This is a genomic window from Hydrogenovibrio marinus (genome assembly GCF_013340845.1).
In the GTDB taxonomy this organism is placed as follows: domain Bacteria; phylum Pseudomonadota; class Gammaproteobacteria; order Thiomicrospirales; family Thiomicrospiraceae; genus Hydrogenovibrio; species Hydrogenovibrio marinus.
Genome location: NZ_AP020335.1, coordinates 1,176,577 through 1,200,722, shown reverse-complemented (window position 1 = coordinate 1,200,722; position 24,146 = coordinate 1,176,577). Strand labels below are relative to the sequence as shown.

Annotated in this window: 19 protein-coding genes; 8 read left to right on the top strand and 11 right to left on the bottom strand. The window is 43.7% G+C overall.

Annotated elements, in window-relative coordinates; genetic code table 11:
• Window positions 1–81 precede the first annotated feature (81 nt).
• The 4 genes from HVMH_RS05705 to dnaE all read right to left on the bottom strand — a co-directional run bounded on the left by HVMH_RS05705 (window position 82) and on the right by dnaE (window position 7,807).
• Window positions 82–1,743, bottom strand: coding sequence for a cation acetate symporter (locus HVMH_RS05705; RefSeq protein ID WP_029908809.1), 1,662 nt, complete (start codon window positions 1,741–1,743; stop codon window positions 82–84).
• A complete protein-coding gene (locus HVMH_RS05700) occupies window positions 1,743–2,048 on the bottom strand; it encodes a DUF485 domain-containing protein (RefSeq protein ID WP_029908807.1) in 306 nt (101 codons plus the stop codon). Before HVMH_RS05700 ends, HVMH_RS05705 begins: the two co-directional genes overlap by 1 nt.
• Before the next feature lie 100 nt (window positions 2,049–2,148).
• Window positions 2,149–4,107, bottom strand: coding sequence for an acetate--CoA ligase (gene acs, locus HVMH_RS05695; protein WP_029908805.1), 1,959 nt, complete (start codon window positions 4,105–4,107; stop codon window positions 2,149–2,151).
• A gap of 223 nt (window positions 4,108–4,330) precedes the next feature.
• Complete coding sequence (gene dnaE, locus HVMH_RS05690) at window positions 4,331–7,807, bottom strand: DNA polymerase III subunit alpha (protein ID WP_029908803.1); 3,477 nt, start codon at window positions 7,805–7,807, stop codon at window positions 4,331–4,333.
• A gap of 137 nt (window positions 7,808–7,944) precedes the next feature.
• On the opposite strand from dnaE, the gene aat reads away from it, so the two are divergent.
• Together aat and infA are read left to right on the top strand one after the other, a co-directional pair.
• Window positions 7,945–8,712, top strand: a complete 768-nt coding sequence (aat, locus tag HVMH_RS05685; RefSeq protein WP_081822680.1) for a leucyl/phenylalanyl-tRNA--protein transferase — start codon at window positions 7,945–7,947, stop codon at window positions 8,710–8,712.
• A 115-nt stretch (window positions 8,713–8,827) separates the two neighbouring features.
• A complete protein-coding gene (infA, locus tag HVMH_RS05680; RefSeq protein WP_024851017.1) occupies window positions 8,828–9,046 on the top strand; it encodes a translation initiation factor IF-1 in 219 nt (72 codons plus the stop codon).
• 156 nt (window positions 9,047–9,202) lie between these two features.
• On the opposite strand, the gene clpA is transcribed toward infA, so the two are convergent.
• From clpA to HVMH_RS05665, 3 genes are all read right to left on the bottom strand, one after another.
• Window positions 9,203–11,452 (bottom strand): ATP-dependent Clp protease ATP-binding subunit ClpA, encoded by a 2,250-nt coding sequence (clpA, locus tag HVMH_RS05675; RefSeq protein ID WP_029908797.1) that lies wholly within the window; start codon window positions 11,450–11,452, stop codon window positions 9,203–9,205.
• Window positions 11,452–11,766, bottom strand: a complete 315-nt coding sequence (gene clpS / locus HVMH_RS05670; protein ID WP_029908795.1) for an ATP-dependent Clp protease adapter ClpS — start codon at window positions 11,764–11,766, stop codon at window positions 11,452–11,454. Before clpS ends, clpA begins: the two co-directional genes overlap by 1 nt.
• 136 nt (window positions 11,767–11,902) lie before the next feature.
• Window positions 11,903–12,703 (bottom strand): DnaJ domain-containing protein, encoded by an 801-nt coding sequence (locus tag HVMH_RS05665; protein WP_029908793.1) that lies wholly within the window; start codon window positions 12,701–12,703, stop codon window positions 11,903–11,905.
• Window positions 12,704–12,895: 192 nt separating this feature from the next.
• Between HVMH_RS05665 and HVMH_RS05660 the strand changes: the two genes are divergently transcribed.
• Complete coding sequence (locus tag HVMH_RS05660; protein ID WP_029908791.1) at window positions 12,896–13,465, top strand: PhnA domain-containing protein; 570 nt, start codon at window positions 12,896–12,898, stop codon at window positions 13,463–13,465.
• An 88-nt stretch (window positions 13,466–13,553) separates the two neighbouring features.
• Here the strand turns inward: HVMH_RS05660 and HVMH_RS05655 are convergent, their stop codons facing one another.
• Together HVMH_RS05655 and HVMH_RS05650 are read right to left on the bottom strand one after the other, a co-directional pair.
• A complete protein-coding gene (locus tag HVMH_RS05655; protein WP_029908789.1) occupies window positions 13,554–14,912 on the bottom strand; it encodes a GGDEF domain-containing response regulator in 1,359 nt (452 codons plus the stop codon).
• A gap of 95 nt (window positions 14,913–15,007) precedes the next feature.
• The gene (locus HVMH_RS05650) at window positions 15,008–17,227 is read right to left on the bottom strand and encodes an NADP-dependent isocitrate dehydrogenase (RefSeq protein WP_029908787.1); all 2,220 of its coding nucleotides are present in this window, start codon (window positions 17,225–17,227) and stop codon (window positions 15,008–15,010) included.
• Window positions 17,228–17,443: 216 nt separating this feature from the next.
• On the opposite strand from HVMH_RS05650, the gene HVMH_RS05645 reads away from it, so the two are divergent.
• From HVMH_RS05645 to HVMH_RS05630, 4 genes are read left to right on the top strand one after another with little or no spacing between them, the layout of a single operon-like run.
• Window positions 17,444–18,004 (top strand): rRNA large subunit pseudouridine synthase E, encoded by a 561-nt coding sequence (locus HVMH_RS05645; protein WP_029908784.1) that lies wholly within the window; start codon window positions 17,444–17,446, stop codon window positions 18,002–18,004.
• 21 nt (window positions 18,005–18,025) lie between these two features.
• Window positions 18,026–19,219: a tRNA 2-thiouridine(34) synthase MnmA gene (mnmA, locus tag HVMH_RS05640; protein ID WP_051622957.1), complete on the top strand. Its 1,194-nt coding sequence runs from the start codon at window positions 18,026–18,028 to the stop codon at window positions 19,217–19,219.
• The gene (gene hflD, locus HVMH_RS05635) at window positions 19,216–19,902 is read left to right on the top strand and encodes a high frequency lysogenization protein HflD (protein ID WP_029908780.1); all 687 of its coding nucleotides are present in this window, start codon (window positions 19,216–19,218) and stop codon (window positions 19,900–19,902) included. The genes mnmA and hflD overlap by 4 nt, the downstream gene beginning before the upstream one ends.
• Before the next feature lie 28 nt (window positions 19,903–19,930).
• The gene (locus HVMH_RS05630; protein WP_029908778.1) at window positions 19,931–20,203 is read left to right on the top strand and encodes a cupin domain-containing protein; all 273 of its coding nucleotides are present in this window, start codon (window positions 19,931–19,933) and stop codon (window positions 20,201–20,203) included.
• Between the two features lie 74 nt (window positions 20,204–20,277).
• On the opposite strand, the gene HVMH_RS05625 is transcribed toward HVMH_RS05630, so the two are convergent.
• Window positions 20,278–22,179, bottom strand: coding sequence for a SurA N-terminal domain-containing protein (locus HVMH_RS05625; RefSeq protein WP_029908776.1), 1,902 nt, complete (start codon window positions 22,177–22,179; stop codon window positions 20,278–20,280).
• Window positions 22,180–22,357: 178 nt separating this feature from the next.
• Between HVMH_RS05625 and HVMH_RS05620 the strand changes: the two genes are divergently transcribed.
• Window positions 22,358–22,714, top strand: coding sequence for a response regulator (locus HVMH_RS05620; RefSeq protein ID WP_029908774.1), 357 nt, complete (start codon window positions 22,358–22,360; stop codon window positions 22,712–22,714).
• 96 nt (window positions 22,715–22,810) lie between these two features.
• Here the strand turns inward: HVMH_RS05620 and HVMH_RS05615 are convergent, their stop codons facing one another.
• Complete coding sequence (locus HVMH_RS05615) at window positions 22,811–24,133, bottom strand: adenylosuccinate synthase (protein ID WP_029908772.1); 1,323 nt, start codon at window positions 24,131–24,133, stop codon at window positions 22,811–22,813.
• Between the last annotated feature and the right edge of the window lie 13 nt (window positions 24,134–24,146).

The window sequence follows — 24,146 nt, the reverse complement described above, 5'->3', positions numbered from 1 at the left end:
GCGATACAAAAAAGGAGGCAAAAAAGCCTCCCTTAATGTTAAGTCATTTTCATGAATCCATTAGATAAACTGGATAACATGTTAGTGACTCGAAGCGCCTTCAGCACCAATACCAGTTTGAGCACGAATAAATTGCGCTTCAAACCCTTCTTTATCAGTACGCGCTCTTTCTGATTTATCAGTAATAGAGAAGAACCAAATACCGATAAATGCAATAGCAACCGTGAATAGCGCTGGGAACTTGTAAGGTACGATCGCTTCACCCATGTGTAGGATTTGTGTCCATACAACAGGCCCAAGAACAACCATAACCACCGCAGAGATTAGACCTAACCATCCACCGATTACCGCACCACGAGTTGTCATATTCCCCCAGAACATTGACATAATCAATACTGGGAAGTTTGCTGACGCAGCAATAGTAAATGCAAGTGCTACAACGAAAGCGATGTTTTGATCTTTAAATCCGATACCGAAAATAATCGCCAAAGCACCGATAACAAAAGTGGCTCTTTTCGCTACTCTTGTTTCTTGTTCTTCAGTTGCATTAGGGTTGATAACGTTTGCATAGATGTCATGCGAAATTGCCGATGCACCAGCCAATGTCAGACCAGATACAACCGCCAAGATTGTTGCAAAAGCAACCGCAGAAATGAAGCCTAGGAACGCATCACCACCCAATACGTGAGACAAGTGGATAGCCGCCATGTTGTTACCACCAATCAGCTTACCTGCATGCATGTACATATCAGCTGTTACCAATGCAATCGCACCGAAACCGATAATAAACGCAAGAATGTAGAAGTAACCGATGAAACCCGTTGCATAGAATACAGACTTACGTGCTTCTTTTGCATCAGGTACTGTGAAAAATCGCATTAGGATATGTGGTAGACCTGCTGTACCGAACATCAAGGCAATACCCAATGAAATTGCGTTAACAGGATCAGAAACGAATCCACCTGAGAACAGGATATTCATGTTACCACCACGATTATCAACCGCTGTTTTAAACAGAGTTTCAAAGCTGAAGCCCATGTTTACCATTACCATCAATGCAATAAATGTCGCACCACCAAGCAATAGAACCGCTTTGATGATTTGTACCCATGTTGTTGCCAACATACCACCGAAAGAAACATAAGCGATGATTAGGACGCCAACCATAACAACAGCGTAAGAGAAGTCCAACCCGAACAATAGTTCAATCAGTTTACCCGCACCAACCATTTGCGCGATCAAGTAAAGGATAACAACGGCTACCCCACCGAATGCCGCAAGAATACGGATTGGTTTTTGCTGGAAACGATACGCCGCAACGTCAGTAAAGGTATATTTTCCGAGGTTTCTTAAACGTTCAGACATCAAGAAAAGGATGATCGGCCAACCCACAAGGAAACCGATAGCGAAGATCAAACCATCGTAACCTTTTAGGTAAACCATACCAGTAATCCCCAGGAAAGACGCAGCCGACATATAATCACCGGCAATCGCCAAACCGTTTTGAAGACCAGTAATTCCACCGCCTGCAGCGTAGAAATCTTTTGCAGATTTAGTACGTTTTGCCGCCCAGTAAGTGATGTAAAGTGTCAAACCAACAAAAATCACAAACATTGCGATTGCCGAGAAGTTTGTTTCAGACTTGGTGCCGTCTGTTTGCATATCACCAGCAGCGAAAGCGATGGTTGGCACTAACAAAAGTGCAGCCAAACTAAGAATATTTTTCAAAAGATTCATTGTCATTACTCCGCCTCTTTCTTGATTTGAGCAGTTAATTCATCAAAATCGCTGTTCGCTTTCTTGACGTAGTAGCCTGTCAATAAAAAGGCAAAAATAATGATTCCCACACCTACTGGAAAACCAATAGAAACGTATTGACCACTAACGATTTGCGTAAAGAACGCAGGATCGAATGCCAATAACAGAATGTAACCATAATAGACAACCAGCATGGCAATGGAAAGTTTCCAAGCTAAGCTAGAACGTTCTTTCACCAGTTGGTGATATTGCGGAAGACTTTTAATCTTCTCTATCTTCGACTGTTCCATCAGTTCCCTCCTTTGGTGTATTCACTTATAGAACAAGGTTTAAAAAATCTGCCAGGTTGGGTATTCCGCTATCCCAGCAGATTTCTTTTATTGAAATCAATTATTTGTGCTGCATGAATTGATCCAGAATCGTTGGGTCTTCAAGCGTTGAAGTATCGGAAGTGATTTCTTCACCTTTCGCGATGCTTCTTAATAAACGACGCATGATTTTTCCAGAGCGTGTTTTTGGAAGGTTGGACCCGAAACGAATATCATCCGGTTTCGCAATCGGTCCAATTTCTTTTGATACATGATTTCTGAGTGTTTGGATTAGTTCACTACGGGCTTCACCATCTGGAATATCAATATTCAAGACGACAAATGCGAATACCGACTCCCCTTTCACATCGTGAGGCTTACCAACAACTGCTGCTTCAGCAACGTTTTCGTGAGAAACCAATGCCGACTCAATTTCCATGGTTCCCAGTCTGTGTCCGGAAACGTTCAAAACATCGTCGATACGCCCCATGATCCAGTAGTTACCGTCATTGTCCAAATGAGCACTGTCACCAACAACATAATATTTGTTTTTAAACATTGCGAAATAGGTGTCGACAAAACGCTCATCATCATTCCAGATGGTTCTCAACATCGAAGGCCAAGGCTTATCAATAACCAAATACCCCCCTTCACCGTGAGTCAAAGGATTACCCTCTTCATCAACAATCTTAGCATCGATCCCCGGAAGCGGCTTGGTACATGAACCTGGTTTTAATGGTGTTACCCCTGGAAGCGGTGCAATCATGTTCGCGCCTGTTTCAGTTTGCCACCAAGTATCCACAATCGGACATTTCTCACGACCGATAATCGTGTGATACCACATCCAAGCTTCAGGGTTGATAGGTTCCCCTACCGTCCCCAACAAGCGTAGTTTAGATAAGTCGTATTGTTTAGGTAAGTCGTCACCGAATTTCATCAATGCGCGAATAGCGGTAGGGGCCGTATAGAAAACGGTTACCGCGTGATCTTGGCAAACTTGCCAAAAGCGTCCCGCGTCAGGATACGTAGGCACCCCTTCAAACATAACAATCGTCGCACCAACCGATAGTGGTCCGTAAGCAACGTAAGTGTGACCTGTAATCCAGCCAACATCAGCCGTACACCAGAAAACGTCATTATCTTTAAGGTCAAACACCCACTCATTAGTGATGTGAGCATTCAACAAGTAGCCACCTGTGCTGTGTTGAATCCCTTTTGGCATTCCTGTCGAACCAGATGTATAAAGAAGGAACAAAGGATCTTCAGCATTCACCATCACTGCATCATGATAGTTGCTCATACCAGCAATCGCGTCATGCCAAGAGATATCACGCCCTTCTTTCATCGGAACAACATCTTTGGTGCGGTTATAGACAATGACTTTGCGAATAGAATCCCCGCCTTTCTCCAAAGCTTCATCAACAGATGCTTTAAGAGGAATCGACTTACCACCACGAACACTCACGTTCGCAGTAATAACCATGCGAGCAGAAGCATCTTCAATACGATCTTTTAAAGCTTCTGCCGAGAAACCTCCAAATACCACTGAGTGAATCGCGCCAATACGAGCACAGGCTTGCATCGCAAATACCGCTTGAGGAATCATTGGCATATAAATAACAACGCGGTCACCTTTTTGGATGCCTTGCGCGGTCAAAGCGTTTGCCAAACGGCTCACTTCATCATGTAAATCTTTATAGGTAAACTGTTCGACACGTCCGTCATCTGTTTCAAAGATAATCGCCAACTTGTCTTGCTTTTCTGCCAAATGTCGATCAATACAGTTATAAGAAGCATTTAGCTCACCGTCGGAGAACCATTTATAGAAAGGTGCTTTTGAATCATCCAACGTAACAGTAAAAGGCTTTGACCAAGTTAATTTTTCTCTGGCTAAATCTGCCCAGAAACCTTCGTGATCGTCCTCTGCTTTTTTCATCAAGTCTGCATAAATTTTATCGTTCACATTAGCTTGAGCCTTAAATGCTTCAGTTGGATAGAACACACGTGTTTCATGCAAAATGGATTCAATATTGTTGGACATTTCCTCTCCCTTCTCTCTACCTAAGTCGCATTTACCTGACTAGGCAATCCTGTTATTTAGCTTTGAGCCATACTACACGGTTAGCATGACTTTAGAAATTAAAATTCTTTATCACCTAAATATGGTGCTGTTACGCCCCGAATATCGCGTCAGACATTAAAAAATCAACGGTCTTAGCGCTTGGGTGTGCATAAAAAGCGCTTATTGTAGCGATTTTTTTCGCTTAAAGTACGATTTCCGCCTGCCAACCGTTAGATTTTAGTGCCTCCAATAGAGCATCATCCGGGTAATAGATAAAACCCTCTTGACTGATCAGCTGAGCCTTGGCATTTCCGTTCTGGTAATCCACCACCAACGGCAAGCCTTGTTCCGACCGAGACGGCAACATAATACTTTGTAATTCATGAATTTCGGCAACATTCAGCGGCTTATGGGCAAGTACTTTAATCGCTCTGGCTTTTTCAATTCGAGATTCTGCCAGTGTAACGACTTGCTCGGCATCCAACTTGATGCCACCATTAAAGGTATCCTCAGAAATCTCTCCATACACCATGACAATATTGTCAGGTTCGAGAATCTCTCTGCTGGACTCAAAAACGGCAGGTCTCAACACCACTTCCAATCGAGCAGTTTGGTCATCCAAAGACACGAAACCCATCTTGCTACCGCTTTTCGTCACCTTGGCACGTGATTCGACAATCAAACCTGCCACCCATTTTTTCGCCCATTTTTCAGGCTTTAAATCTGCCAGGTTGGCATCCACCAGTTTGGAAAGCTCTTCACGATAGGCAGCAATGGGATGCCCGGAGAGGTAAAGTCCCAAAACATCTTTTTCTGCTTTTAAACGCTGTTTCTCAGGCAGTTCATTTACTTTGACCAACTCAGAAGCATTTTCACTTTCAAAAGCCGCACTATCCCCAAAGAGATCCGTTTGTCCTGCCTCTTCGTCTTTTTGCTTTTGTTCAGCTTTTTGCAATGCAATGCCAATAGATTCCAACATCGCATTTCTATTGCCGTGCAAGCTGTCAAATGCGCCTGAAAACACCAAGGCCTCAATAACACGCTTGTTGACCTTTTTATTCACTCGCATACAGAAGTCGAATAAATCTTTGAAAGGGCCGTTTTGCTCTCTTTCTTGAATCATTCCTTCAAGTGCGGACTCACCAACACCTTTGATGGCTCCCAAACCATAGCGCAGTCTTTTCTCACCCTTAACCGCTTTGAAATGAATCTGCCCCAAATTGACATCCGGCGCATCAATTTCTAAACCCATTTGGTAACACTCATTCACCATATGAACCACTTTGTCAGTGTTATCCATATCGGAAGAAATCTGTGCTGCCATGAACTCGGCAGGATAATGTGTTTTCAGCCATGCGGACTGATAAGAAACCAAGGCATAAGCAGCGGAGTGAGATTTGTTGAACCCGTACCCGGCGAATTTCTCCACCAAGTCAAAGATCTTCATTGCAAGATTGCCGTCGACACCATTCTTGATCGCACCTTCTTCAAAGACGGAACGCTGTTTTGCCATTTCTTCAGGTTTCTTTTTACCCATGGCACGACGAAGCATATCGGCGCCACCGAGCGTGTAGCCAGCCAATACCTGAGCAATCTGCATGACTTGCTCCTGATAAAGGATAACCCCATAAGTCGGTTCAAGAATTGGCTGAAGAGACATGTGTTGATACTGCGCATCCGGGTAAGAAACCTGCTCTCTACCATGCTTACGCGCGATGAAGTTATCAACCATCCCCGACTCCAACGGACCAGGGCGAAACAATGCCACCAAAGCGATAATATCTTCGAAACAGTCTGGTCTCAGGCGGACGATAAGGTTCTGCATCCCGGAAGACTCCAACTGGAAGACCCCAGTGGTTCGCCCGGTTTTGATAAGGTCAAAAGTTGCCATATCATCAAGCGGAATTCGCTCTATTTCAACAAAGCCTTCATCGCCTTTCTGCTTGCCTTCATTGATGGATTGCAATGCCCAATCGATGATGGTGAGGGTTCTCAAACCCAAGAAGTCGAATTTAACAAGCCCAGCTGTTTCAACGTCGTTCTTATCGAGCTGAGTAACAACACTCGAACCATCAGGTTCACACAAAACGGGACAAAACTCGTCCAATGGTTTTGGTCCGATAACCACCCCACCAGCATGTTTACCGGTGTTACGAACTGTCCCTTCAAGTTTCAGTGCTAGATCAAGCAACTGCTGAACGTCTTCTTCTTCATCATAACGAGCTTGAAGCATCTCTTCCTGCTCAAGTGCTGCCGCTAGTTTGATACCCAGGTCGTTCGGTATCAACTTAGCGATACCGTCCACCATCCCATAACCTAATCCTAGTACACGCCCAACATCCCGCACAACGGCTTTTGCTGCCATGGTACCGAAAGTAACAATTTGCGAGACATGGTCTTGCCCATACTGTCGGGATACATAGTCGATGACCTCATCACGACGATCCATACAGAAGTCGACGTCGAAGTCAGGCATCGAAACACGTTCAGGGTTAAGAAAACGTTCGAAAAGCAGGTCGTATTCAAGCGGGTCAAGATCAGTGATTTTCAGGGCATAGGCTACCAAAGAACCTGCACCGGAACCCCGCCCTGGCCCTACAGGTACTTGGTGATTTTTACCCCATTGAATAAAGTCGGCAACGATAAAGAAATAGCCCGGGAACCCCATTTGTAAAATAATGTCTAACTCAAATTTAAGACGCTCATCGTACTCTTTACGTTTTTCTTTGAATTCGTCTGCAGAAAGATAACCGAACAAAAATTGCAGACGTTCTTCCAAGCCTTGTTGTGAAGACTGGATGAAGTACTCATCCATAGTCATACCTTCTGGCACAGGAAAGTCTGGTAGGAAATAGGTGCCCAGGGTCAAGTCGACATTGCAGCGCTTGGCAATTTCAACCGTGTTTTCGATGGCTTCGGGAACATCTTGAAACAGAGCAACCATTTCTTCGGTACTACGAAAATATTGCTGTTCGGAATAACGTTTAGGTCGGTTAGGATCATCCAAAACATTGCCGTCATGGATACAAACCCTAACTTCATGCGCATCAAAATCATCCGGTGACTCAAAACACACATCATTGGTTGCAACAACAGGTAAGTCATAGCGATGGGCAACTTCCACCGCTAATGCAACATATTGCTCCTCTTGAGGTCGCCCCGTTCTCGTCAACTCAAGATAAAATCTATCCGGAAAATACTTTTGCCACCAAGTGGTTCGGGTTGCAGCCAAGTTGGGTTTTTCCGCCAACAAGGCTTGGCCAACATCGCCATGCACACCACCTGACAAAATGATAAGGCCTTCGTTTCGGTCCTGAAGCCACTCTTGCTTCACCAGCGCTTTCATATCATTGTCTATCAGCTTCTGATTCTTGAGGTATCCCATCGAAATCAGATGCGATAAATTGAGATATCCCTGCTCATTCTGACAAAGGCAAACTACCTTAAAAACATTGCCATCTTCAGCTTCCACCTCAATATCTGCACCGATAATAGGCTTGATACCTTCACCCATCGCGGCCGTATAGAACTTGACCAAGGCAAACATATTGCGCTGATCGGTCAATGCCATAGCAGGCTGTTGGTGTTGCTTCGCGAGCGCAACAGCTCTTTTGACCCTTAAGGTTGCATCAACAACAGAGTATTCGGAGTGAACGTGTAGGTGGACAAATTGAGACATCAATACTTCAGTAACAAAAATTAAAAACGAACAAATCGTAACATGAGAGGCTTAACAATGATTTTTTATATCGGTTATGATTTTATATTTTAAGCGAATTTAAAAACGGCGACAGCGAATATTTCCTGCAACATTGTATGACAGAGCCTCAAAATCCTTCACAAACCAAGCCTAGAAGCAAACCTATCACCCAACCTTTTTGGCTGGACCCGTTTCCTGTGATGTTTCCACCTACAAACATCGCCATGACCGATCCGAACGGGTTGCTTGCAGTCGGAGGAGACTTATCTCCTGAATGGTTGCTTCTTGCCTATAGCAAAGGCTTATTCCCTTGGTTTAGCGAAGACGACCCGATTTTGTGGTGGACACCTAACCCTCGTGCCGTATTGATGATAGACAATCTAAAAATCAGCAGAAGCCTTAAGAAAACCATTCGAAAAGGGCAGTTTCAAGTCACACTGGATCAAAATTTTAGAGCGGTAATGGAAGCCTGTTCCCTCGCACCACGAGAAGGTCAAGATGGTACATGGATTACCGAAGATATGATTGAGGCCTACTGTACCCTACACGAAAAAGGTCATGCCCACTCTGTTGAGGTGTGGCAAGAATCGGAATTGGTTGGAGGACTTTACGGCGTCTCTATCGGCAAAGTATTCTTTGGTGAATCCATGTTTTCCAAGCGCACTGATGCTTCTAAAGTCGCGCTCGTTGCCTTATGTACCCAGCTTAAAGCTTGGGACTTCAATATGATTGATGCCCAAGTGACTTCCAACCACATGCTGTCTCTCGGGGCTACTGAAATATCCAGGGAAGAATTCGAACAGCGATTGATTGCTGATGTCCAGCAACCTTTTCCGCCCAAAAAATGGGTTTTCAATGTAGATTGGCAATCCGAAGTCGCTTGAACAAGCCTATAGAGGCCAATGACAAAGATTATGACTAGTTAATTGAACATCGCGACCATTATTGCTATAATCCCCGCTTCTCTTTTCACTGGGGCTAATTTAGCTAACTAAATCTATGTCAAAACAAGACGTTATTGAATTTGATGGCGAAGTGTTAGAAACACTTCCCAATACTATGTTTAAAGTTCGTTTAGAAAACGGACACGAAATCCTTGCACACATTTCTGGTCGCATGCGTAAGAACTATATCCGCATCCTAGCTGGTGATAAGGTAAAAGTAGAATTGACACCTTACGACCTCACAAAAGGTCGTATTACTTATCGCGGTAAATAAGCGCCGAGATTAAATACTCCAGAAAAGAGAATAAAGTGAAAAGAAAAAGCCCCGGATTGTAAACAACAACCGGGGCTTTTTTTGTAACTGAAATTTGTTTGAAGCAAAAATAATCGGCTGGGGCAATACCCCAACCTGGTAGATTTTTAATCGAAGTTAGACTTCCGCGACCTCTTCCACTTGCAGCACCAACTGATCTTTTTCCAAGTCCACCACAACCTTACCGCCGTCTTTCAATGAAGAGAACAGTAACTTGTCAGCCAAAGGTTTCTTGATGGTATCCTGAATCAATCTCGCCATTGGTCTAGCTCCCATCAGCGGATCATAGCCTTTTTCTGCCAGCCAGTCATGTGCCGATTTAGTCAGAGAAATCTCAACTTTCTTATCTGCCAAACTCGCTTCAAGCGCATAAATAAACTTGTTGACCACAGAGTGCATAACATCCGAAGACAAACGTTTGAACTGAATCACCGCATCCAATCGATTACGAAACTCCGGGGTAAACACTTTCTTCAACTCACCATCGACATCAAACGAATGGTCTTGCTCGACAAAGCCCATGGAAGAACGTGACGCATAGCTTGCACCAACATTGGATGTCATAATCAACACCACATTTCTAAAATCAGCTTTACGCCCATTGTTGTCGGTTAACGTACCGTTATCCATCACCTGTAACAACAGGTTGAATACATCCGGGTGCGCCTTTTCAATTTCATCCAACAAAACAACAGAGTGCGGTTGTTTATTCACGGCTTCGGTCAACAACCCGCCTTGATCAAACCCGACATAACCTGGAGGCGCGCCAATCAGTCTAGAAACGGAATGGGCTTCCATGTACTCGGACATATCAAAACGGATCATTTCAATACCCAAATGATGCGCTAGCTGTTTAGTCAGCTCAGTTTTCCCTACCCCTGTCGGGCCTGAGAAAAGGAAAGACGCCGTCGGTCTATTCGGATCATTCAAACCGGAGCGTGCCAGCTTGATGGCAGAAACCACTTGTGAAACCGCATCATCCTGACCAAATACCACTCGTCTTAGGCTTTCTTCCAACGTCTGCAATTTATCACGTTCTTTCTGAGTGATTTGCGACACTGGAATACGCGCGATATTCGCAACAATCTGTTGAATCTCATTCACAGAAATTTGCTTACGACGTTTGCTCTTCGGCATCAACGCTTGCTTCGCACCCGCTTCATCAATGACATCGATCGCTTTGTCTGGCAAATGTCTGTCAGTAATGTAACGTGCAGACAAATCAACCGCTGTGCGCAATGCCGGCAAAGTGTACTTCACGTCATGATGCGCTTCGAATTGAGACTTCAATCCTTTCAAAATATCAAATGCTTCCTGAGGGGTTGGCTCACGCACATCCACTTTTTGGAAACGTCTTGCCAAAGCACGGTCTTTTTCGAAAATACCACGATATTCTTCATAGGTGGTCGCACCGATACAGCGTAACTTCCCGGATGCCAGCGCAGGCTTCATTAGATTAGAGGCATCCATTGCACCACCCTGAACCGAACCGGCACCGATAATGGTATGAATCTCATCAATAAACAAAATGGAATGAGGCTGTTCTTCTAATGCTTTCAACAGTGCTTTGAAACGTTTCTCAAAGTCACCACGATAACGTGTACCTGCAAGCAAAGCACCCATGTCCAAACTGTAAACCACGGCATCTTGAAGTTGCTCTGGAATATCCTTGTGTACTATTTTATAGGCTAGCCCTTCTGCTACTGCCGTTTTACCGACACCAGGTTCACCCACTAGTAATGGGTTATTTTTGCGACGGCGAGAAAGTACTTCCAGTGTGCGATTTAATTCCCAGTCACGCCCGATAATGGGATCAATTTGACCTTTTTTTACCGACTCGTTCAGGTTTTGGCTGAAGCTGGTGATAGGGTCACTCTCCTGCTCACCCGCAGCGTCTTCCTTAGCTTCTTGAGACGTACTGGTATTCAAGAAATCTTCTTGTTGTTGCGCTATAACGCCGTGTGAAATGTAACTCAATACGTCAACACGGTGCACACCACAAGACTCAAGCACATAAACCGCTTGTGAGTCCTGCTCTGAGAAAATGGATGCTAGTGCATGCAAACCTGTCACTTCGTTATAGCCATTTGACTGCACTAAATAGATGGCGCGCTCAATGACGCGCTGAAATGCCATGGTAGGCAACAACTCTTCCGGCTTAACCGAAGCGGTCTCGGTTTCAAGATAGGATTCCAGTTCTGATTCGATTTTCTGTACCGATGCTCCACAGGCTTCAACCACTTCTCTGACAGAAGGCAAGCCTAACAACTCCAGCAACAAATGCTCTAAAGTGACGTATTCGTGCTCATACTCGCTAGCCAAACTGAAGGCATTGCTCAGGGTCAATTGCAATTCTTTACTTAACATTAAACAATCTCCATTTGGCACTGCAAAGGATGTTGGTTTTCCCGAGCATATCGGTTTACCTGCATCACTTTCATTTCAGCGACTTCTTTACTATATACACCACAAACACCCTTTCCTTGGGTATGAACTGCCATCATCACGGCTACTGCCTTGGCCTCGTCCATTCCGAAAAAGCGCATGAGCACTTCAACCACAAAATCCATCGGTGTGAAATCGTCATTCAATAGTACGATTTGATACCTTCTTGGCGGCTTTAAAGGCAATTTGACTGCCTCTAAAATTGCGCCATCATCTTCAAAAGGCCTAGTTGCCATCTAAAATCCTATCATTTGATGCTTAGACAAACTCATCAATCTAACATCTTTGTTTCTTCTTATCATATATGGGCAAATAATCTGTAATCAAGCGACTTTTGAACAGAGTGGCGGCTTATTTTGCTTATAGCAAAAATCACGCCGCTATCAATTTGGCGAAAAGGTGCCCAGGCGAATGAATCTCATCGCCCGGCAAGCCCATATTCTCGACTTTAATATAATCTTTGGAGGAATAGTTTTTTGGAACAACCAACTTGAGAGGTCCAACGGGAGATTCCAGCTCTATTTTACTTCCCGATGCCAGCAATGGTTCAGGAACTTCAATAACGCCATATAAATCAGAACCTTTCAATTCCCACTTCAAGCCGGTCATCTTCAAGCTGAACTTCACCAAATAATCACCGTTTTCCCCACCAAACAATCCAGGATAACCTTTATTTCTGATGCGGAACGTTTTCCCTTGGAAAGCTAAACGGGAAAACTTCATACGAATCTTCAACCCGGGAATATAGAAATAACCGATTTTCAGTAATCGTATCGCGTAACGCAGAGTTAAAGGGTAAGTAATCACCTTATCCTTACCGCGAATGGGTTTTCGGGCTTGTTGAGAATACCCCCAAAAATCTCCTTGAGCACCGGCATTGTTATTGCCCGTATCATGACGCGTATTTTTCCTATAACCGGAAGATGTATTGGAAGATCGATTACTGTGTCGGCAATATGCCTTCCAATAGGCATCCTTATGCTTTGTCAGAATCTCAAATGCTTCAGAAACTTCCTGAAATTTCTGCGTTGCATTATGGATTTTTGAAACGTCGGGGTGGTAGCGCCTCGCCATTTTCCGGTAGGCTTGTTTAATGGTTTTATCACAAGCAAGATGATGAACGCCCAGTATAGCGAAATAATCTTTAGTGACATCAAAGGGTGAATTTACCATTCTAAAAGAGTGTGAAACGCCTACAACAAATAAAAAAATGACTTCTTAAGTTTGGTTTTATTCTAACGTGTTTGCTTTTAAAAACAAAGCGAATAAAAAATCAAAAACCAAACATCCCAACCTGGCAGATTTTTTCCAAAAAAAGGTTTCAATAAAGGATAATACCCTTTCGATTTAAAAGGGAAATAAAAAATGAGCGTAGAACAAACTTTGCAGGAAAGAAGCGGACACAAATGCGAACTATGTGGTTCGGAGGAAGGACTTCAAGCTTTTGAAGTAGCGCCTAGTGACGGTTCTGCAGAACAATCTATTCTCGTCTGTGCAACCTGCGCTGAACAAATTGAAAATCCTGAAAAAATGGATTCCAATCATTGGCGTTGTTTGAACGACAGCATGTGGAGTTCAGTGCCAGCTGTACAAGTAATGGCTTACAGACTTTTGTATCAATTAAGAGCAGAAGGTTGGCCACAAGAATTGTTGGACATGATGTACATGGAAGACGATGTACGCAAATGGGCTGAAGCAGGCTTACCGCAAGACGATGATGACGTTACACCAACCAAGGACAGCAATGGCACCATTCTAAATGAAGGTGACGATGTGACGCTTATCAAGGATTTGGATGTAAAAGGCGCTGGATTTACTGCGAAACGCGGTACTTTGGTCAAAAACATTCACCTGACCAACAACCCTCTACACATTGAAGGTAAGGTCAACGGTACACAAATCGTTTTGGTTGCCGCTTACTTGAAGAAAGCTTAATTCAAAGCCTTTTATTTAAGCGTTCTCTCTAAACTCTCTGTTTTTCATTATCTTAATAAACAGAGAGCTTTAATCACTTCAGCTCGTTCTAAACATCAACGTGTTCAAATAAATCACTAATACAGACTTTATTGCGTCCATCACGTTTCGCGCTGTACAGCGCATGATCCGCCGCACTAAACAAAACATCAAAATCCACTTTCACATCTTGGTGGCTTACCTGCTCGACATTATCCAGCAAAGATACCAGTCTTGAAACAACTCGCTTGTCATGACAGGCAACACCTATACTTGCTGTGACCTGAATACCAAGTGGAGAGAGTTTCTCGATTCCCGTACGGATTTCCTCCATACGCTCTTCGACATCAGTATGCTCACAACCAGACATCAACAGAATAATTTCGTCACCACCAAATCTGGCAACGACATCACCGGGATGACGTAAACTCTTGATTAATGAGGCTACCTGCCTCAAGACCTCATCACCGCTTGAATGTCCGCTTCCATCGTTAATCTTCTTGAAGTGGTCAATATCCAGCAACGCCAGAGCAACCCCTTCATTATTTTCAATTGAATCCTTGACGATTTTGGAACCGAACTCTTCCATGAAGTGCCTATTATTCAGACCAGTTACCGCATCAATATTAGCTTTTTCGTACAGCGCTTTTTGCGTTGCTTTAACCTTGTCCAACTTCTTCTTATTCAGAATCAAATTAATGGCGCGAGCCAGAAAGTCAGTTTCATGAAATGGCTTGGCAATAAAATCCCCTGCACCATGTTTCAGAACATAAAACTGTCTGAGCAGATCATTCCAACCGGACACAGCGAGAATCGGAATGTTACGAATATCTTCATTCCCTTGGCGAATCAGGTTGATGAGACCGATACCACTGATACGTCCCTCCAACACCAAATCCGTCACCACTAAGTCAAAACGATTGTTTTTGTCATCCAACAACTCGGCAGCCTCTTCACCGCTTTTCACATGTACTACTTCCCAACCCGCACTTTTCATGATGTAAGTGGTGTAGTCCGCGGTACTTTGCGCATCTTCAATATAAAGCACTCGCGCAGAAATATTGGTTGTCGCATAGAGAACCAAACTTCGCAATGCTCGCTTGAGGGTGGCAAAATCGGACTTAATAAAAACTTCGGTAAAGCCAGCATCATAGGCTTTTCGCTTGAATTCCTGCGTCGTATTCGACGTTAAAAGAAAGCTAGGAATATTATCAAGGTTACTGTTTTCTTTGATTTTTTTGAGAAAAGCAAAACTTTCCATATCACCCAACTCATGAGCAATACTGATGGCATCAGGTTTGTTTTTTTCAAGGTAAGCTAAAGCTTCGGTACCGTTGACGCACTCTATCGCTTCAACGTCCTCACCAAGTAATATTTGTTTCACGACTTCGCGATAACTTGAGGACGGGTCAACAATCAAAACATTCATAAATCGTTTACCTTTACGATTTTCAGGGTTCTATATTTGCTGTTAACTGCGCAACGTTGAGATAAAACCCAGTAAAACCAATAACCTTAACGGACTTAGATATGGTCAATAATGCCATTCAACGTTTGGCTAGGACGCATGACACCGTTCACACTTGCAATATCAAACTTGTAATAACCGCCAATATCAACGGCTTTTCCTTGAACGCCGTTTAACTCTTCCATAATTTGCATTTCATTTTGAGTCATAGCATCAGCAACTTTATGGAAAGTAGCTTTCAAGTCTGCATCAGCATCTTGAGTCGCCAACTCCTGTGCCCAATACATTGCCAAATAGAAATGACTTCCACGGTTATCAATCTCACCGACTTTACGGGATGGCGATTTGTTGTTTTCTAGGAAAAGACCCGTTGCTTTATCCAACGTTTCCGCCAAAACCTGCGCTTTGCCGTTTCCGAAATGCGTTGACAAATGCTCCAATGAAACCGCTAGTGCTAAAAATTCACCTAGCGAATCCCAACGCAAATGGTTCTCCGAAAGCAATTGCTGCACATGCTTAGGAGCAGAGCCCCCCGCACCGGTTTCAAACAACCCACCACCGCTCATCAGTGGAACGATTGACAGCATTTTTGCAGACGTACCCAACTCCAGAATTGGGAACAGGTCAGTCAGGTAGTCACGCAATACGTTACCGGTAACAGAAATAACATCCTTACCTTCCTTAACATGACGCAAAGTAAAGCGAGTCGCCTCTTCTGGCGACATGATGTGAATTTCCAACCCCGCCGTATCATGATCCAATAGATAGTGATTCACTTTTTCAATCAACTGATGGTCATGCGCACGTTTAGTATCCAACCAGAACACCGCTGGTGTGTTGGTTGCACGCGCTCGCGCCACAGCCAACTTAACCCAGTCCTGAATCGGCGCATCTTTAACCTGGCACATACGGAAGATATCTCCCGTTTCAACATTTTGTTCCAACAAAACATTACCGTCTGCGTCAACAGCACGCACAACGCCCGTATCTGCCATTTGGAATGTTTTGTCGTGAGACCCATACTCTTCAGCTTTTTGCGCCATCAACCCGACGTTTGGAACAGTCCCCATCGTTGTCGGATCAAACGCACCATGATGCTTGCAGAAATTAATGGTTTCCTGGTAAACACCGGCATAACTACGATCAGGAATGACCGCCAAAGTATCTTGTTGCTTACCCTCTTTATTCCACATTTGCCCTGATGAACGAATCATTGCCGGCATAGAGGCATCCACAATCACGTCAGAAGGAACATGAAGGTTGGTGATGCCTTTGTCGGAATCTACCATCGCGATATCCGCTTTTTCACTGATTGTCGCCTGAATATCTGCTTCAATCGCTTTTTGCGTTGCTTCTGGCAAGGCTTTGATTTTGGCAAAAAGGTCGCCCAAACCATTATTTGGGTTGACACCAGCAGACGTAAAATCAGCCGCATACTTATCAAATACTTCTGCAAAATAAGCCGATACTGCCTGTCCGAAGATAATTGGATCAGAAACCTTCATCATCGTTGCTTTCAAATGCAATGAGAAGAGTATGCCCTTCTCCTTCGCCTCGGATACTGCTTCTTTCAAAAACGACTGTAGCGCTTTTTGGCTCATCACTGCAGCATCGATAATCTCGCCTTCTTGCAAAGATGCATAAGCTTTCAACTCTTTAACATCACCAGAATTGGAGACAAACTCAATCTTGAATTTCGTTGCTTTCGGTACAGTCATCGACTTTTCCGTACCGTAGAAATCACCTTCAGTCATATGGGCAACTTGTGTTTTGGAGTCTGCTGACCACGCGCCCATCGAATGAGGATGTTTCTTGGCAAAATTCTTCACCGACAACGGTGCACGTCTATCGGAGTTACCTTCGCGAAGCACTGGGTTAACCGCACTTCCTAACACTTTCGCATAAGTAGCCTTGATCTTTTCTTCTTCGGGCGTAGCAGGGGTTGCCGGATAATCCGGGACATCATACCCTTTTGCCTGTAGTTCTTTGATGGCTGCGTTCAACTGTGGAATCGACGCACTGATGTTTGGAAGTTTTATGATGTTCGCATCTGGCGTTTTTGCCAATTCGCCCAATTCACTCAGGGCGTCGTCAATGCACTGTTCGGCAGTCAACTTTTCAGGAAAGTTCGCCAGAATTCGACCTGCTAAAGAAATATCCCTTGTTTCAACTGCCACACCTGCAGCTTTGGTAAAGGCTTCAACTATCGGTAAAAAAGAGAAAGTCGCCAGCGCTGGTGCTTCATCGGTCAAGGTATAAATAATCTTTGCAGTCATCTAAATCAGTCCTAGTTTCGAATATTGGCAAACGGCTCAACACAGCTGTTTCAAAGCTCTTGACGCCGAAATGCATCAACATTATTAGAAAGTGTTAAAATAGATACTATTCTAACTTACTCAGTCGTGCTTTGCATAACTTCAAGCCCTGTAAATGTGAGGTTATTAGCGCACACTGCAAAACCCTCTATCAATTAGCACAAATTAAGTCGATTCATGCCAGAAATATTACTATTCAATAAGCCGTTTAACGTTTTATGCCAATTCACCGACGAACCCCAATATAGTGGTGAACGGGAAACACTTGCAGACTACATTCAACGCCCAGGATTCTATGCCGCCGGTAGACTTGATCGCGACTCTGAAGGGCTTCTACTTCTGACCAACGATGGTGTCTTGCAACACCAAATCTCCGACCCTAAACACAAGCAACCTAAAACCTATTTAGTGCAGGTTGAGGGCGATATTACGCCACAGGCGGTTAAACAACTCAAAATAGGCGTTGAGCTTAAAGATGGTATGACACGCCCTGCTGTGGCAAAAAAGATCAACGAACCCAAGTGGATCTGGCAAAGAACCCCTCCCATCAGAGAGCGCAAAAACATTCCGACTTCATGGTTGGAACTAACCATTACGGAAGGCAGAAACCGACAAGTTCGACGCATGACTGCTGCTGTAGGCTTCCCCACTTTAAGGCTTATTCGTACAAAAATAGGACCTTATCAACTCAACAATCTACAGCCAGGTGAATCCATCATGCAAAAAGCTCAATCCTAAGTTTCATGATAAAATAGCTTTATGAAAGAAAGATTACCATCCATCCATAAAAATACATCAGAGATAAAAGTCATCGTCGGATTATCCGGAGGAGTTGACTCGTCGGTTGCGGCGTTGCTTTTAAAACAGCAAGGTTATCAGGTTGAAGGGCTTTTCATGAAAAACTGGGAAGGCGATGATACCGAAGATTATTGCCCAGCTGCTGAAGACCTGAAAGATGTGCTTGCTATCTGCGAAAAACTCGATATCCCCCTGCACGTCGAAAACTTTTCTAAAGAATATTGGGACAGAGTTTTTGAGCATTTTCTTACCGAATATGCAGCCGGAAGAACTCCAAATCCAGACATCCTATGCAACAAGGAAGTAAAGTTCAAAGCATTCCTAGAGCATGCCATGACCCTGGGTGCTGACTACATTGCTACAGGACATTATGCTCGTATTCACGAAGATGAGGACGGTCATTTTCATCTTTTGAAAGGGCAGGATAACAATAAAGACCAGAGCTATTTCTTGTATACACTACAACAGCATCAGTTGTCCCGCTCTCTATTCCCAATTGGCGAACTTGAAAAACCTCGTGTGCGCGAGATGGCAGAAGAAGCTGGTTTGATTACACATGACAAAAAAGACAGCACCGGCATTTGCTTTATCGGCGAAAGAAAGTTTAAGGACTTCTTGCAACAATTCCTACCTGCTCAACCCGGTGATATCGTTGACACCGAAGGCAAAGTGATTGGCAAGCACGATGGTTTAATGTACTTAACCTTAGGGCAACGCAAAGGACTTGGTATTGGTGGTGGTCATGGCGACTCTGGACTTCCTTGGTTTTCGGCAGACAAAAATCTTGGAAAAAATCAGTTAATTGCCGTACAAGGTTCAGACCACCCATTGCTCAATCATCGTTATCTTGTAGCAACCACTTGTGACTGGGTCGCTGGAAAAATACCCGCCACCGGAACCGCTCTTAAAGCAAAAGTTCGCTACCGTCAGCCTGAACAGCCTTGTACAATTTTAAAAGAACACGAAGGTAAAATCATAGTCGCTTTCGATGAGCCTCAAACAGCCATCACCCCAGGTCAATCTATCGTTTTTTATCAGGGTGAAGATTGTTTGGGCGGCGCGATTATTACGCAGCGCTACCATGAGTTAGATATGATTCCAGAATATGACAATCACAACAGTGAAACCTCTTTCACCCAAGCGGAATACGTATGAACCAAAGTTACACGGATCAAGATAAAACCATTGCCCTGATTGGCATATACCAAGTCGCTCAACAAGTTTTCGATTTGGCAACCACGGGTAAAACTGACGCCATAGCTTTTGAAACCAGTATCAACTCTTTGTTTTGTGAGAGCCCGAACGACACCCTTGATGTTTTCGGCGGCGATGTCATGAACATTCAAAAAGGTGTCAATACGCTATTAAGCCAAATAAGTTCAAATCAAGCCGAGCAAATCCGCAACATTGAAATCACCAAATATGTTTTGAACCTGATGGTTTTAGAGAAGAAGCTTTCTGAAGATAGCGACGCGCTTGGCAAGATTTTCAAGATTATCGAGTCTGCTCGTTCCAGCCGTGAACACTTTGGAGAGTTTCACGAAAATGTCATTGCAACACTTGCCAGAGCCTACACCGAAAACATCAGCCCATTAACACCTCGCATTATGGTGAATGGCGCCCACGGTCATTTGCAGAACCCTCTGATTGCCAACAAAATCAGAAGTCTTCTACTTGCTGGCATTCGAGCATCAATGTTATGGCGTCAGGTAGGCGGCAGTCGTTGGGGACTATTATGGTCACGCAAACGTTATTTACGCTCTGCGCAAACTTTACTGCGTACAACTGCAACCTCTGCCGAATCGCCTTACTTCGACAAAGATTCTCAAGACAAGTAGTAGAACCATACGAGAGGCTAAGTAAGATATGTCTGATGTGAAAGTACAAAACCAACCTTCCGAAAACGAACTGGACTCGCTAGGCGCTTTTCAGTGGCCGATTTGGGAAAAAGAAGCCTCAAGCTTTCCTTGGCACTATGATACTGAGGAAGTCTGCTACTTGCTTGAAGGTAAAGTAACCGTTCATGCAAACGGCAAAACCTTTGAGTTTGGAAAAGGTGATTTAGTAACCTTTCCGCAAGGCATGAGTTGCGAATGGGTCATTCACCATCCTGTTAAAAAGCATTACCTATTTAGATAAGACCATTTAATTTTTAGCCTAAATCCAAATAAAAAAGCGCCAAATGGCGCTTTTTTATTGTGTCGTCAAAACCGTTATTTAATCTTCTGATAAATCGGCTTTTTCTCAATCTTAGCAGAAGAGACTAGCGCTTGGATTCTAGCTTTAACTTCAGCATCACCCAACACACCTGCAACAGACTCTTTCAACTGACTCAACTCTTCTTTATCAGCAGGTTCTTTACCTTTCTGAACACCTGTCACTTCAATCACAACAGAGTCTCCTGAAGGCAATTCATAAGTTGAGAACGATGTTTTACCATCTTTAGGCTTAGGCGCTTTGAACAATGCCGCAGTCAACTGAGGCAACACTAAACGGTTTTGGCGGTCTAGCCAATCCGTTTGATGGTAATCAACACCATCACGAGCCATAGATTTCAGTGACGCACCGGCTTTGACTTTATCAAGAATGCCTTTCGCCAAGTCTGCAGAAGCTTTAACGCCGGCTTCTTTTCTTAGTGATTGTTCTACTTCGTCTTTCACGTCATCAAATGCTTGTTGTTTAGTAGGAATGACTTTATGAACGCGAATCACAACCGAAGATGTTGGTGACAGTTCAATCGAAGAACTGTTATTACCCTTCATAACTTCTTCAGAGAATGCCGCCTTAATGACTTTAGGGTTTTGCGTCAACTCATCAACACCACCTGCTTTTGAGAACGGTTCTGACGTTTTCACATCCATGCCAACCGCATCCGCTGCAGGCTCCAATGTATCTGGCTGTTCATAAGAGATTGAGTTCAGTTTATCCTGCAACTCGAAGTATTCTTTTTCAGCCTGCTTCTTACGATACATCGTTTCCACATCCGTTTTCACTTCTGCAAAAGACTTGGTGCGCTTAGGTTCGATTTTTGTCAATTTGATTAAGTGATAACCAAAGTTAGTTTTCACGGGTTCGCTAATCTCATTCACTTTCATCGAGAACACAGCTTTATCAAACGCTGGCACCATCATACCTTGCTGGAAAAGACCTAGGTCACCACCTAATTTAGCAGACCCTGGATCTTGAGAATACTTCTTCGCCATCTCAGAAAAATCGGCTCCCGCCTCGATTTGTTGGCGAATATCTTGTGCTTTCTTCAGTGCCTGTTCAGCTGTTGTTTTGCCATCAATACGAATCAGGATATGGCTAGCTTGTCTTTGCTCTGGCTCAGTAAACTGATCTTTATTGTCTTGATAATAGGCTTGTAGAGCATCATCAGTAACTTTGATTTTTTCGGACAACTCATCTTCCGATAACAATACATAATCAATGCTGATTTGTTGAGGAATCACATACTGTTGCTTGTGTTTCTCATAATAACTGTGCATTTGGTCTTGAGAAATCACCGCCATTTTCATCAAAGGCTTTTGATCAATTCTCAAATAATTCATTTTACGTTGCTGATATTGAAGATCCACCAACTGCTTGAAAAGACTTTCTGGCGCCATCTGAGAAATAGCAGTCAATTGACGACTTTGGTTCTCAAGCAAGAAATCACGCTGTTCCTGCTCAAAACCACCAACAGTCAATCCATTGCGATTCAGGATATTCTCATAAGTCGCTTGATCAAATTTTCCGTCCTTTTGGAAAACTTTTGCAGACTGAATAACCATCGACAATTCAGCATCAGTAATCGCCATATTGTGCGATTTTGCCCACTGCTCAACGACTGATGATTCAATCAAAGCGTTCAAAACCTGGTCTCTTAGCTGATCGTCTTTTACGATTTGATCGTACATATCACCAAACTGTTGCTGCAAACGCGCTTTTTGTCGGTGGTATAATTTCAAAAAATCTGTTGCAGTAATGTCTTCACCATTCACGACTGCTACAGCTGTTTTTTTCTCACCTTGTGCATATTCCTGAATACCGAAAAGCGCAAATGTGATAATAATCAAACCTACGATGATCCACGCAATCCATCCTTGCGCGCGTTCTCTAATGCTTTGTAACATTACGGACAACCTATTTTCTGATGTAATTAAACTTGAAAGTGGCTATTTTATCAGGCTATCGACTGGGTTTCATATTAATTTCATTGATATAACCTTACAGTCATCGCCGCAGACAAACGTGATAAAATTACGTAGTATAAAAGTAAAAATAAATGCACTCACAAAGAGTCAACAGACTATGAATAAAATTCTTTACATAGATGACGCCCCTTCCATGAGGAAGCTGGTTGAAATGGTTTTGAGTTCGGAGTTCGAGCTCACCTTGGCTTCCAATGGTCAAGAAGCGCTTGATGCGACGAAACAAGAACAATTTGATGTCATTATTTCAGACATCAATATGCCTGTCATGAACGGACTTGAGTTTCTCGAAAAGGTTCGGGCAGAAGAAAATTACAAATTTACGCCAGTATTGATGATGACAACCGAAGCCAGTCGTGAAATGAAGGATCAGGGCAAAAAACTAGGCGCCACTGGTTGGATTGTAAAACCCTTTGATCCTGTCAAACTGCCAGGCATCATCCGAAAAGTGATTTAAGGTTAGGTAAAAATCAACTACCCCCAACCTGGTAGATTTTCATACTTATAAAAAAACCGCCATTAGGCGGTTTTTTTTATTTCACAAGGAAAACACTCAAGACTCAAAAGGATCACTTAGAATCAAGGTTTCTGCACGATCAGGTCCAGTTGACAAAATCGCAACAGGAACGCCCATCTGTGCTTCCAAAAACTGAATGTAGGTTTTCGCCTCATCCGGTAATGCATCCCGTGAAGAAATGCCTACGGTCGATGTTTTCCAACCTTTCAGCGTTTGATACTGTGGAACAACCTTTTCATAATCTTCTGCACTGCTTGGTGGCAAAGTTAGTTCTTTACCGTCACTCAGATAGTGCGTACAAACTTTGATTTCATCTAAAGTATCTAGCACGTCCAGTTTTGTCAAGCACACACCCGTCAAACTATTGATTTGAGCAGAACGACGCAAGGCAACTGCATCAAACCAACCACAGCGTCTTTGACGTCCAGTAGTCGCGCCAAACTCATGCCCACGTGTACCTAAAATCTTTCCAATCTCGTCGCCCTGATCAGTGTTCTTGTCATAAGGCAATTCCGTTGGGAAAGGTCCTGAACCTACTCGCGTCGCATACGCTTTGGTGATCCCCAGAACATAATCTAACTGACAAGGTCCAACACCGCTACCAGAAGCCGCGCCACCTGCCGTCGTGTTTGAGGAGGTTACATAAGGATAAGTCCCTTGATCGATATCCAACAATGTGCCTTGTGCCCCTTCAAACATCAGGTTCTTTCCAGCACGGTTATATTGGTCAATCAAATTAGGAATATCTGCCAACATCGGCAAAATCATTTTTTCGTACTCAGCACACTTCGCCCACTGAGTATCAAAATCGACAGGATCTGTTTTGTAGTAGTTGGTCAACATATAGTTGTGATAAGCCAATGTCGACGCTAACTTCTCTTTAAACGTCGCCATATCTCTCAAGTCGCCGGCACGCAATCCACGGCGGGCAACCTTGTCTTCATAGGCAGGTCCAATTCCGCGTCCTGTGGTTCCGATTGCTTTTGAGCCACGCTCCTTTTCTCGCGCCTGATCCAATGCCACGTGATAGTCCAAGATCAGTGGACAAGCATCGCTGATTTTTAAACGCTTGCTGACCGATACCCCGGATGCTTCCAACTCGCCAACTTCTTTTGCCAAAGCTTGCGGGCAAAGTACTACGCCATTTCCGATAAAACATTCAACATCTTCACGCAAGATACCGGAAGGAATCAAATGTAATACGGTTTTCTTGCCATCGATAACTAGGGTATGACCTGCATTATGACCACCTTGGAAGCGAACTACCGCGGCGACACGATCAGTCAGCAAGTCAACAATTTTACCTTTACCCTCATCACCCCATTGGGTTCCGACCACAACGATATTCTTTTTTGTCATTTCTTTCTTCTTT